The following is an 11,931-nucleotide window of genomic DNA, read 5'->3' on the forward strand; positions in this document are numbered from 1 at the left end:
CTGACTGCTTTGCGGCAGACCTGGCTCGAATCCTCTTGCCCGACCTGTTGTGCTTGCTTGGCTTCGCGGTTCAAAACTGTCCGAACTGCGAAGGAGCGAGACTATAGCACAAGTTTTCTGCGCGTCATGCCGTGCAGCCAAATATTTGTTCCAGATGTCTCCGCGATCTGCAGCGCCCCACTAGCGGCGCCGCTCTTGCACCACCCGCTAGGCTATATATAGCTGGAAGACAGGTCATCTCCCTGGCAAGCGCGCGGCCCCGCCTTCTATATATAGAAGGCGGGGCCGCGGGGGGAGTAGACAATAACGCCGGGTGGGGCGCCCATCAGGGGCAAAAGGCCCCGGCTACCAGCGCAGGTAGTCCGCGTCGCGCAAGCGCGCCAGGTCGCGCTTGACTGCGGCTTCGTTCATCAGCCATCTGGGTGCGCCCAGATCCTGCAGCATGTGCTCATCCAGATCGGCAGCCAGATGACGCAGGCGCGCTTCATTGCGGCGCTTGCGATAGGCGGCCGCAAGCATCGCGATGAATCCCACGCGGGGCGCTGCCAATTCGGCGGACGGCGCCGTGACGGGCTGGGCGGCGGACTGCTGACGATCCCTGGAAATGGCGGCCAGGGCGGAAGAAGACGGGGTGCAAAGCTGTGCGGACATGATGGGCTCCAGGTGTTTATGCACTTTGGTAAGCGTAGTCGCCCAATACTCGGCTGAAAATCGAATTGTTTTGGGGGTATCGGTAAGCTATGATGACCAATCTCTTACTGGGTCCTCTCCATGCGCCTGCCGCTCAGCACCCTCCCCGCCTTCCGCGCCGTGGCCGAATTGCAGAACCTGCGCGCGGCCGCCGAAAGGCTGCATCTGACCCACAGCGCCGTCAGCCAGCAGATCAAGGTGCTCGAAACCCAACTGGGCTTTCCCCTGTTCGAGCGCAGCGGGCGGGGCATCGTCCTGAATTCCGCTGGCGCCGCGCTCTTGTGCAGTGTGCAGGGCGCCATGGCACTGCTGGATGAAGGGACGATGGCAGCGTCGGCCGCGGCCTCGGGCAGTGAACAACGCTTGCGTGTGTCGGTTCTGCCTTCTTTCGCGCAACGCTGGCTGTTGCCGCGCATGGCGCGGTGGCGCGAGCGCAACCCGGGCCTGACGCTGGAAATCGAGACCTCGCAGCAAGTGGTGGATCTGTTGCGCGACGGTTTTCATGCCGCGCTGCGTTTTGGGCGCGGCCCCTGGCCGGGTGTGGAATCGGAGACCTTGTTCGACACGCCCCTGCCCCTGATCGTCCTGGCATCGCCGGAAACCGCGGCGGCGCTCCCCGATCATTCGCCGCAGACGCTCGCGCGCCAACCGTTGCTGGGCGAGCGCGAGCTCTGGCAAACCTGGTTCAGCGCCGCAGGGCTGGACACGCCCATCACGCCGGTGGCCTCCTTCAACGATGCCGGCATGATGATGCAGGCCGCCGAGCAGGGCCTGGGCATCACGCTGGGACGCCAACTGCTGGCCGCGGACGCGCTGTGCTCGGGCCGGCTGGTGCAGATTTCCCCGATCAGCATCGAGTACGAACAGGCGCAGACCTATCACCTGGTCTACCGGCCCAGCCTGCGCGACTGGGCGCCGCTGGTGGAACTGAAGCAGTGGCTGCGCGACGAGCTGGAGATGTCGCGCGAAAACCTGAGCGCCCCCAAGTCCGGCCCCGGCAAGAAAGGCCAGGCAAAAAAAAGGTAAAGCAGCCTCCGCTGCTTTACCTCTACCAAATCGCGGCGCCAGCGGAAACCACGGCCCGCAAGCCGGGATGCGCTACGCACGCAAACACCGGCAGGCGCCGCGGCGGCGGCAGTCACACTTTGCGGCGGGCCTCAGGCCACCTTGCGCGCAGCCGGGCTGGCTGGCCGCATCGTATCGGTTTCATTGAAACGCTGGTGCCAGGAAAACGCTTCTTCGAGCAGATGCGGCGTCTGGCCGCCACGCTCGCAGGCTCGGTCGAAATAGTCCTGCAGGGCGTCGCGGTAGGACGGATGCACGCAGTTCTGGATGACCGCGCGCGCGCGTTCACGCGGCGCCAGGCCGCGCAGATCCGCCAGGCCGCATTCCGTGACCAGGACGTCCACGTCATGCTCGGTGTGGTCGACGTGAGACACCATGGGCACCACGCTGGAGATGTCGCCGTTCTTGGCCATGGACTTGGACACGAAGATCGCGAGGTGCGCGTTGCGCGCGAAGTCGCCCGAACCGCCAATACCATTCATCATGTGGGTGCCGCCCACGTGCGTGGAATTGACGTTGCCGTAGATGTCGAACTCCAGCGCCGTGTTGATGGCGATGATGCCCAGACGGCGCACGATCTCGGGCGCGTTGCTGATCTCTTGCGGGCGCAGCACGATGCGCTCGCGGTAGTGCTCCATGTTGGCCAGGATCTTTTCGTACACGGGCTTGGACACCGTGATCGAAGAGGCCGACGCGAATGCAAGCTTGCCCTGGTCCAGCAGTTCGATAGCGCTGTCCTGCAACACTTCCGAGTACATCGTCAGGTTCTCGAAGCTGGACGACTCGAAGCCGTGCAGCACCGCGTTGGCGATGGTGCCGATGCCCGCCTGCAAGGGCAGCAGCTCGTTAGTCAGGCGACCGGCGTCGACCTCGCGGCGCAGGAGATCATTGATGTGGCCGGCGATGGCATTGGTTTCCTCGTCGGGCGGCAAGGCATTGGACGGGCTGTCCGGCTCTTGCGTGATGACGATGGCGGCGATCTTGGCCGGGTCCACTTCAATGCAGGACTGGCCGATGCGCTGGTCGGGAGAAACCAGGCCGATGGGCTGACGCGCCGGGCGGGCTTCGGGCACGTAGATGTCGTGCAGACCCTCGATGGCGGCGGGCACGCCCATGTTCAGCTCGATGATGATGACGTCCGCCTGCTGCGCAAAGGAGGCGGAGTTGCCCACCGACATGGTCGGCACGATGGCGCCGGTCTCGGTGATGGCGGCGGCCTCGATGATGGCCACGTTGATGGGGCCGATATGGCCCGCGCGCAACTGCTCGACGGTTTCGGACAGGTGCTGGTCGATGAAGGCGATTTCACCCTGGTTGATCTTGCGGCGCAGGGTGGTGTCGACCTGGAACGGCATGCGGCGCGCCAGCGCATTGGCCTGCGCCAGCATCTTGTCCGTGTCATGGCCCAGCGACGCGCCGGTGATCAGGGTGATGGAGAACGGTTCGCGCTCGGCGCGGGCCGCCAGCGCCGCCGGCACCGATTTACAGTCGCCCGCGCGGGTGAAGCCGCTCATTCCGACGGTCATGCCGTCCTGTACCAGCGAAGCCGCCTGATCGGCGGAAGTGATCTTGGCGCGCAGCCCAGGGTGGCGGATACGGTCGAGATGCATGGTGTCTCCAGATTCAAGGGCCTACGTGCGGCGGGGCGCGGCATTGCCGCCATGCGCCCAGGCGCCGTCTGACGCGGCGTTTCCCAAGGCTCCCGGGCCGACTCGAGGCGGCCCGGGAACGAATTTTCCGCAGTATAGGAAGGCCGGCTCAAATCTCGTAATGACTTAAAATCATCCAAATAAGTCGCTTTTTTCATCGTTTGAATGTTTTGCGCGCAACGCGCGAGGGAATTCCGGTCCATGGACGTGCGCGCATTGCGGTACTTCGTCGAAACCGTCAGGCACGCCAGCTTCACGCAGGCGGCCAAGACGCTGTTCGTGACGCAGTCGACGGTGAGCAAGATGATCCGCCAGCTGGAAGAAGAGGCCGGCACGCCGCTCTTGATCCGCGACGGCCACACAGCCCGTCCCACCGATACCGGCCGGGTCATGTACCAGCGCGGCCTGCAGGTGCTGGAAACGATGCGCCAACTATCGGAAGAACTGCGCCAGACCGCGGACCTGCGCCGGGGCGCGCTGGAAGTCGGCATCCCGCCCATGATCAACCTGCTGTTCACGCCGGTGGTCAAGCGCTTCCGTGAACTGCATCCGGGCATACACCTGACCCTGCGCGAAGGCACCGGCCAGGCCGTGGAAGGACTGGTGGCGAGCGGGGAACTGGAAGTGGGCGCGACCATACTGCCGATCGCGCCGGACGGCGGCCTGGCCGCCCAGCCCTTCGGCAGCTACCCGATCTGGGTGATCGGCCCGCCCGACGCGCCCTGGGCCGGCAAGACCTCGCTGCCGCTCTCCGCCCTGCGCGACGCGCGCCTCTTGATACCCACGGACGACTTCGCCATGACCCGGCGCTTGCGGCAGGCGTTTGCCGATGCCGGTTTCCAGCCCGGCATCGCGGCCCAGAGCGCGCACTGGGACTTCCTGGTGGCAATGGCTTCGGCGGGCCTGGGCGTGGCGCTACTGCCCGAGCCCCTGATGCAGCGCATGAAAACGCGCGGCTTGAGCACCGCCAAGCTGGCCAAGTCCGGCATGCAATGGGAAGTCGGCCATATCTGGCAGCAGTCCGGCTATCTGTCCTATGCCGCCCGCGCCTGGCTGGAGGTATGCGACGCGGTACTGGGCAAGCCCAAAAAGCGGGCCGCGCCGAGCGTCCGTGCTGTTTGAGTTGAATCCAAACGTTGACCTCGTAAATATGGTTTGCGGACGCCGTGCCCGGCACGCCCTGCCAGCGGCCTTCCGTCACCTATCCGGCCCTATTTCTATCCCTGGTCCGCGCCCGCGCGATAGCCGCCGAGCACGCCAAAACAAATAGGGCCGTAGCGCTCGTTTTTGTTGCAACGAATGAGGCGGCGGCTTGCTATGCTCCCGCCTCGAATGCGAGCGACTCGCCCCAGAACATGACACAGACTTCCATTCCCCTGCGCGCGCGGCCTCACCGCGCCCGCGCGTCGATTTTCACGACGCTGATTGCGGCGCTGCTGCTAGTCCTTTTCCTGCTGCCGGCCCATGCCGCGGCGCCGCCCACGCCCGCCGACACGGAAGCGGCGCTGGCAACCGCGCGCAAACAGATCGACGACATCCGCAAGCGCGTTGCCGACGAGACCGATGACGCCACCCTGGTGAAGCAGCGCGGCGACGCGCTGGACATCCAGTCCAAGGCCGACGCCGCCGCCGAGGGCCTGACGCCCCAGCTGGCCAGCGTGACGGCCCGCTTGAGCGAACTGGGCACGCCGCCCGAAGGCGTCAAGGAAGCGTCCGACGTTGCGGCCCAGCGCATGCAACTGGACAAGACCAGCCGGGCGCTGGATGCGCAGATCAAGCTGGCCAGGCTGCTGTCCGTGGATGCCGGGCAAACGGCCGAACAGATATCGGCGCAGCGGCGCAAGCAGTTCCAGGCGCGCCTGGGCGAGCGACGCGACTCGTTCCTGTCCGACCAATTCTGGACCGAGTTCCGCGAGGAGTTCCCGCGCGACCTCGAACGGCTGGAAGCGCTGCGCGACGACCTCGCTACCGCGGTCGGCCAGACGCCGAAATGGGGCTGGCTGCTATTGGGCGCGGCGATCGCGCTGACGATCGCCCTGCGTATCGCCATCGGCCGGGTCCTGTTGCGGATAACCGCCACGCGCGTGCCGCCGGGGCGCCTGCGCCGCTCCTTTCTTGCGGTCACGCATGTGGTCCTGGCCGTCGCCACGCCGGGCGTCGTCGCGCTGTTGATTCATATGGGGCTGGACTGGAATTCGCAGCTGAGCGACAACACCTCGTCGTTGCTCGCGAACCTGGTGGGAACGGTCTGCTTCGGCGGCTACGTGTCCGGCCTGGGCTATGCGCTCCTGTCCGCGAACCGGCCGTCGTGGCGCCTGCCGCCCGTCAGCGACATCGTGGCGGCGCGCCTGCGCTGGCTGCCCGCCGTGCTGGGCGTGCTGGTGGTGATGATCTGGCTGGCCGAGCGACTGCCGGTGCTCTTGAACGCGAGCCTGACCACCACCATCACACTGACCGGCATCGTCGCCGTCCTGACCATGGCGATGCTGGGCGCGGTGCTGGCCATCAGCCGCCGGCTGCGGCGCCAGGCCATGCAAGAAAGCGAGACGCCGATCCCGTTCTGGGTCTCGTTGCTGCTGGGAGCGGTGTGGACCGTGCTGATCCTGAGCCTGGCCAGCCTGCTGGCGGGCTATGTGGCGTTCGGCAGTTTCATGGTCAAGCAGGTGCTGTGGGTGCTGATCGTGCTGGCCTCCGCCTATCTGCTGTCGACGCTGATCGAGGACGGCTTCAGCACGCTGCTCGGCACCTCGCACCGCGACGGCGGCGAGCACGAAGCGCCCAGTATGCGCGACCAGGCCGCCGTGCTGCTGTCGGGCGTGGGCCGCGTGGCGGTCGGCCTGCTGGCCGTGATTCTCCTGGCCGCGCCCTTCGGCGAAGCGCCGATGGACCTGCTGCAGCGCTTCGACCAGCTGCGCAAGGGACTCGCCATCGGCGAAGCCCAGATCCGCCCCGGCGCCGTGCTGCAGGCGCTGCTGGTGCTGGCGCTGTCGCTGCTGGCCGTGAAGATGCTCAAGCGCTGGCTGTCCAACCGCTACCTGCCGACGACCGAGCTGGACCCGGGCATGCAGCTGTCGGCAGCCACGCTGTTCGGCTATGCAGGTTTCGTGATCGCCGTGGCGCTGTCGCTTTCGGCCGCGGGCATCGGCCTGGAACGCGTGGCGTGGATCGCGAGCGCGCTGTCGGTGGGTATCGGTTTTGGCTTGCAGGCGGTCGTGCAGAATTTCGTGTCCGGCCTGATCCTGCTGGCCGAGCGCCCCGTCAAGGTGGGCGACTGGGTGTCGCTAGGCGGCGTCGAGGGCGACATCCTGCGCATCAACGTGCGCGCCACGGAAATCCAGATGGGGGACCGCTCCACGGTGATCGTGCCGAATTCGGAGTTCGTCACCAAAACCGTACGCAATGTGACCCGCTCGAACCCGCTGGGGCTGGTGCAGATCAAGCTGCCTTTGCCGCTCTCCACCGATGCCGAACAGGTGCGCGAATTGATCCTGCAGGCCTTCTCCGACCACGAAGACGTGCTGGACACGCCCGCGCCCAACGTCTTCCTGGATGGCATCGAAGGCGGCAATCTGGTCTTCAACGCCAAGGGCTACGTGTCCTCCCCCCGGGCGGCCTACGGCGTGCGCAGCGCCCTGCTGTTCACCCTGCTCAAGCGCCTGCATGACGCGGGCCTGGAAGTATCTTCGCCGCCCACCATGCTGCTGGCGTCGGCCCCCCAGCCGGCGGCGGCTCCCCTCGCCGTACCGCCGCCCGCCCAATCCTGAATCATCCCTCCCTTGTCCCGCCCCGCCGGGACGAGCGGGCCCCAGCATCAGCCCGGTGTGTACAGATCGGTATAGGTTCGGTTGCGCAGCGGCGGCGACGCCAGCGCGGCGCTCTGCACGCTGCGCACCGGATAGGCTTGCGCCTCGGGCGCAGGAGGCGCGGGCGGCACAGGCCGGTCAGCCAGGACCGGGCCGCCGGCAGGCGGCGCCGCCTGCGCGACCGCATTGCTGTCGAAGCGGTGATCCGCTGTCGTCAACGCGGGATTGGTGCACAGCCCCTGCGCCACCAGCGCCGCCTTGGTGCGATCGTCGGTCTGGCACAGGATGTCGATGGCCGCGGTCTCCAGACGGCGCGAACGGTCCGCATCCCTGGTCGAGGCGGCCGCCTGCATGGTTCGCTCGAAGTTGCGCCGCAGGCTGCACTTCTGGTCCTCGATCGGGATCGCTATGTTCATGCCGAAGCCGACAACGGCGCCGCCTCCGCCCGCCGAAACCATGCAGCTGTCGGACGAGAAAGAACCGTAGAAACTTTGTCCGCCCAGCGGCGGCACGCTGCGCAGCGTGCTGGACCCGCTGTTGCTGGAGTTGAGCGTGATGCCCTGATTGTTGCCGGCGTTGGTCGATCCCGAGGATGCCGATGTCGTCGCGCTGGAACTGCTGGTCTGGGCGCTGGCGGACACCGCCGCCAGCGACAGGGAAATGGCAAGCACTATGGTCTTCATGATGTCCCCTCGCCCGGACGGCCGAAGCCGTCCGGATAACTGGGTCAGTGATTGAAACCGCCGACATGGCCCACCGGGCCGATGCCGTGTATCGACCCGAACGCACCCACATTCACCGCATGGAACGAACCCGTCGCCGAAGCGCTGGTGTCAGTCTGGGCAAACGTGGCGCTGCCGTTAGCGATGCTGTCGCCCACCATGATGGGCGCGTTGCCCGAGACATGGCCGTACGAATCGCTATTGGCGTACTGGCGCGTGCTGGTGACCACTTGCGTGCCATCGCGGCTGAAGCTGCCGCCCACTTCCGCAACGCCGCCTGTCATGCCGAACGACACCTGGGTGGATGAACCGTAGCCATTGATCTGGGTGGCGGCCACGGAGCTGCCCGTGGAGATGGATGACGCGGTGCCATTGATTGCGCCCGCGTGACCCGTGATTGAGCCACCAGGGTCCGCATAGGCCGAGACAGCGAACAAGGACAACGCGGCGACTGCCATGAGCTTTTTCATTTCAGCTCCTCCTGCTCCGTGCATGCACGGATTCACGATTACCGGCGACCGACCGGCGCGGACCGTTACCGCTCAGCGCCACGCCTGGACAATGACGAAAGGCGTGGGACTTTCGTATTGGTACGGAATGATTGCTCCGTCCTAGGCAAGTCGATATCGCCTAAACGGGCGACCGAGTCCCGATGGACGACACCAAGCTGTAAAACAATCGGCCAGATTTGCGGCGATCTTGCGCGGCGGCCGTGCGTATGGACGAGGGAATCGGCGCAAGCCACGCGGCGCGCGCGCCCGGGTTCAACTTTATGGATGGGAATGAGGGTGGCCGCCTCGGGCAATTTCCCTAACGCGCACAACGGAAGCGGCAGGGTCCGAAACACGCCCGGCGCGGAAATTTCAGCGATACTACGGCGGCCGGCCGGGCGCTACCCGGCCTCATCTGTTTGGAGACCAGACCATGATCCAGGAGATTGCCAGCATCCATGTCCGCGAAGGACAGGAAGCGCTGTTCGAGGCGGGCGTCGCGCAGGCGAAACCGTTGTTCTTGCGGGCCCGCGGCTGCCACGGCATGGAGCTGTACCGCAGCATCGAACAGCCGCAGCGCTACACGCTGGTCGTGGCTTGGGAAACCGTAGAGAACCACATGGTGGATTTCCGCGAATCCAGCGATTTCCAGGAATGGCGCAAGCTGGTGGCGGGCTTTTTCGTCGAACCGCCCCAGGTGCATCACGAGCAAAAAGTGCTCTGAGCGGCCAGCCTGGCCGCGCCGCGCGCGAGTCAGGACTGTTCAGGCGGATCGTCGTACTTGCGCGCGCTGCCGCGAAACCGATCCGCCGGATATTTCCGCGCATTCTTGACCATCTTGGCCGCCACCGCGTCGGCGATATCGATGCCGAGCTGGTCCGCCAGGGCCACCAGGTACATCTGCACATCCGCGATTTCGTCCGCGGCGTCCGCCAGCTTCTCGGGCGGCATCTTGCGCGACTCGGCCTCGCTCAGCCACTGGAACAGGGATACGAGTTCGCCCGCCTCTCCGGCCAGCGCCATCGCCAGGTTCTTGGGCGTATGAAAGGGCTGCCACTCCCGCTCTTCGGTAAACCGGCGCACGGCCAGCCGGATATGTTCCAGGTCGGACATCGAAACTCCTAGCCCGCGGCCAGGCGGGAGCTTGCCGCCAGCGCCACGGCCACGGTGGTGCGCACGTCTGCCAGCGCGCGGTGGGTGGGATCCGAGGCGCCGACATGGCGCGCCAGGATTTCCAGCTTGTGCGAGGGCAGCTCCGGCCATGCGCGCCGCGCCAGCGCCAGCGTGCAATGGGTCGAGTTGGCGAACGGCAGGCCGGTCTGGTCCGCCGCCGCGCCCAGGAAGCGCCGGTCAAACGAAGCATTATGGAAAAACACCGGCAGGTCTTCCACGAAATCCAGGAAGGAGGAAAACGCCTGCGCCACCGGCACGCCGTCTCGGTCGACTTCCGCCTGCGTGATGCCGGTCAGGCGGCTGATGAAGGACGGCACTGGTCCGCGCGTGCGCACGACCTGCGTGTACTCCCGCTCAAGCGCGCCTGCCGCGCCCACGCGCACCGCCGCGAACTCCAGGATCTCGCAGGTGGCGGTGGACAGGCCGGTGGTTTCCAAGTCGGCGACGATGAACGGGCCGCGCAATGCCTGCAACGCGGCCGCCAGCGCCTCGCTGCCGGCCTTTGCGCCCGTTGCGCGGGCAGGCGCAGCGCCGCTTGCGCGCGGCCGCCGGTAATAGAACGCCACGGCCTTACTCCACCGGCCGCAAGGGCGCGAAGCGGGGCGTGCCGTCGGGCAGCTGACCGAAGAACATATCGGCCGGACGCACCCACAAGCCGCGCTCGTGAGGCCACAAGTGTTCATAGACCACCAGGGACTCCTCGGTTTCGGAGTGGCGGGCGGTGCCCACATAAAGGTAGAGGCCGCCCTTGTAATGGCGGTGCGAGGCGAGAGCCAGTGCTTCGGATTCGGTCATGGTTGGTGGCCGCAAATGGCGCGGCCCGGGCGGAGGGTTCCTGCCCGGGCCTGCGGGTTCAGATCAATACCGTCTTTATAGCGCATCGGCCCGGCGGCGCCGGCTCAGTAGCGCACGTATTGCCGCTCGGCCTGCGGCTGCAGCGGTCCATTGGCGGCCGGCCTGCCCCGCAGAGCGGGGGCCATGGGCCTGACCGCGGCGGTGGGCGGCGCGGCGCGCGCGGGCTCTCCTGCCCGCTGCGTGATGTCCTCGGTGACCTCGCCGAGCCTGGCGGACTGGGCCAGCGACACCTCCACCACCTCCGCCATGATTTCAGTCACGCGGCGCGACGATGCGACGATATCGTCCATGGTCGAGCCTGCCGACTGGACCTGGCGCGCGCCGCTCTCGACCTGCTGCACCGACGAAGTGATCAGGTCCTTGATCTCCTTGGCCGCCGCCGCGCTGTTCTGCGCCAGGCTGCGGACCTCGGCCGCGACCACGGCGAAGCCCTTGCCGTGCGAGCCGGCGCGCGCGGCCTCGACGGCGGCGTTCAGCGCCAGGATGTTGGTCTGGAAGGCGATGCCGTCCATGACCCCGATGATTTCCGAAATGCGGCGTGAACTCTGGGTGATGCCGCCCATGGTCTGCACCACTTCCTGCACCGTATGGCCGCCCTGCTCGGCCACGCGACAGGCGTCCAACGCCAGCGTATTGGCCTGGCCCGCGCGTTCGGCGTTTTCGGTCAGTCCCTGGACCGCGACACGCAAGGTCTGGGCGGCGGTAAAGCGCCGCGTGATGTCGGTGGCGTACTTGACGACCTTGACCGGCCGGCCCTCGGCATCGAAGATCGGGTTGTAGCTGGCTTCGATCCAGACCTGGCGGCCGCCCTTGCCGATGCGCAGGTACTGCCCGGTGTCATGCTCGCCGTTGCGCAGCCTGCGCCAGAACTCCTTGTATGCCTCGCCGCGCGCCTCCTCGGGCGGGACGAACATGCTGTGATGACGTCCCTGGATTTCGTCCGCGCGATAGCCCACCGCACCCAGGAACAAATCGTTGGCGCGGATGATGGTGCCGTCGAGTTCGAACTCGATGATGGCCTGGACCTTGGAGATCGCCGCCAACTGGCCTTCCACGTCCGCCTGCCGCTGCTGCTGCGCGGTGATGTCGACGGCGTACTTGACCACTTTGACCAGCCGATCATGGCGGTCGTAGATCGGGTTGTACGAGGCTTGCAGCCAGACGTCGCTGCCATCCTTGCGGATGCGGCGGTAGCGCCCCGCATCGCGGCCCCCCTGCCGCAACCGGTTCCAGAATTCCGCGTAGGCGGCCGATGCGCGCTCCGCCGGGTCGACGAACATGCGGTGGTGCTGCCCCGCGATCTCGTCCAGCGCGTAGCCCATGGTGTCCAGGAAGTTCGAATTCGCCGCCAGCACGTGGCCGTCCAGGTCGAACTCGATGACGGCCTGGGCGTTGTGGATCGCAGCGATCTGCCCGAGCATGTCTGCCTTCTGCATGCCACGGTCCAGGCGTAGCAGTTGGCTGAGAGTGATCCATTTCATCT

At 66.4% G+C, this 11,931-nt stretch carries 12 protein-coding genes; 4 read left to right on the forward strand and 8 right to left on the reverse strand.

Annotated features, from left to right (window positions below; genetic code table 11):
* Positions 1 to 345: 345 nt before the first annotated feature.
* Positions 346 to 651: a hypothetical protein gene (locus HV793_RS31200; protein WP_225596842.1), complete on the reverse strand. Its 306-nt coding sequence runs from the start codon at positions 649 to 651 to the stop codon at positions 346 to 348.
* A 120-nt stretch (positions 652 to 771) separates the two neighbouring features.
* Between HV793_RS31200 and HV793_RS28505 the strand changes: the two genes are divergently transcribed.
* Positions 772 to 1,716: a LysR substrate-binding domain-containing protein gene (locus HV793_RS28505; RefSeq protein WP_119450664.1), complete on the forward strand. Its 945-nt coding sequence runs from the start codon at positions 772 to 774 to the stop codon at positions 1,714 to 1,716.
* A 131-nt stretch (positions 1,717 to 1,847) separates the two neighbouring features.
* On the opposite strand, the gene HV793_RS28510 is transcribed toward HV793_RS28505, so the two are convergent.
* Positions 1,848 to 3,365, reverse strand: coding sequence for a succinyl-CoA:acetate CoA-transferase ScpC (locus HV793_RS28510; RefSeq protein ID WP_175214321.1), 1,518 nt, complete (start codon positions 3,363 to 3,365; stop codon positions 1,848 to 1,850).
* Positions 3,366 to 3,605: 240 nt separating this feature from the next.
* On the opposite strand from HV793_RS28510, the gene HV793_RS28515 reads away from it, so the two are divergent.
* Positions 3,606 to 4,526, forward strand: a complete 921-nt coding sequence (locus HV793_RS28515; protein WP_119450662.1) for a LysR family transcriptional regulator — start codon at positions 3,606 to 3,608, stop codon at positions 4,524 to 4,526.
* 233 nt (positions 4,527 to 4,759) lie between these two features.
* Positions 4,760 to 7,168: a DUF3772 domain-containing protein gene (locus tag HV793_RS28520; protein ID WP_119450661.1), complete on the forward strand. Its 2,409-nt coding sequence runs from the start codon at positions 4,760 to 4,762 to the stop codon at positions 7,166 to 7,168.
* Between the two features lie 47 nt (positions 7,169 to 7,215).
* Here the strand turns inward: HV793_RS28520 and HV793_RS28525 are convergent, their stop codons facing one another.
* Positions 7,216 to 7,890, reverse strand: a complete 675-nt coding sequence (locus tag HV793_RS28525) for a hypothetical protein (protein WP_119450660.1) — start codon at positions 7,888 to 7,890, stop codon at positions 7,216 to 7,218.
* 44 nt (positions 7,891 to 7,934) lie between these two features.
* The gene (locus HV793_RS28530) at positions 7,935 to 8,399 is read right to left on the reverse strand and encodes a hypothetical protein (RefSeq protein ID WP_119450659.1); all 465 of its coding nucleotides are present in this window, start codon (positions 8,397 to 8,399) and stop codon (positions 7,935 to 7,937) included.
* A gap of 454 nt (positions 8,400 to 8,853) precedes the next feature.
* Between HV793_RS28530 and HV793_RS28535 the strand changes: the two genes are divergently transcribed.
* Entirely contained in the window at positions 8,854 to 9,144 is a 291-nt protein-coding gene (locus HV793_RS28535) for an antibiotic biosynthesis monooxygenase family protein (RefSeq protein WP_054457800.1), read from the forward strand.
* 29 nt (positions 9,145 to 9,173) lie between these two features.
* Here HV793_RS28535 and HV793_RS28540 read toward each other — a convergent pair whose 3' ends face one another.
* The 4 genes from HV793_RS28540 to HV793_RS28555 all read right to left on the reverse strand — a co-directional run bounded on the left by HV793_RS28540 (position 9,174) and on the right by HV793_RS28555 (position 11,929).
* On the reverse strand, positions 9,174 to 9,533 hold the full coding sequence (locus HV793_RS28540) for a nucleotide pyrophosphohydrolase (protein WP_054457801.1): 360 nt from the start codon (positions 9,531 to 9,533) through the stop codon (positions 9,174 to 9,176).
* Between the two features lie 8 nt (positions 9,534 to 9,541).
* Complete coding sequence (locus tag HV793_RS28545; RefSeq protein ID WP_119450657.1) at positions 9,542 to 10,159, reverse strand: 3'-5' exonuclease; 618 nt, start codon at positions 10,157 to 10,159, stop codon at positions 9,542 to 9,544.
* Between the two features lie 4 nt (positions 10,160 to 10,163).
* Positions 10,164 to 10,388, reverse strand: coding sequence for a DUF1653 domain-containing protein (locus HV793_RS28550; protein WP_054457802.1), 225 nt, complete (start codon positions 10,386 to 10,388; stop codon positions 10,164 to 10,166).
* 104 nt (positions 10,389 to 10,492) lie between these two features.
* Complete coding sequence (locus HV793_RS28555) at positions 10,493 to 11,929, reverse strand: methyl-accepting chemotaxis protein (protein WP_175214322.1); 1,437 nt, start codon at positions 11,927 to 11,929, stop codon at positions 10,493 to 10,495.
* Positions 11,930 to 11,931 lie beyond the last annotated feature (2 nt).

Source organism: Achromobacter aegrifaciens, assembly GCF_902859965.1.
GTDB lineage: Bacteria > Pseudomonadota > Gammaproteobacteria > Burkholderiales > Burkholderiaceae_B > Achromobacter > Achromobacter aegrifaciens.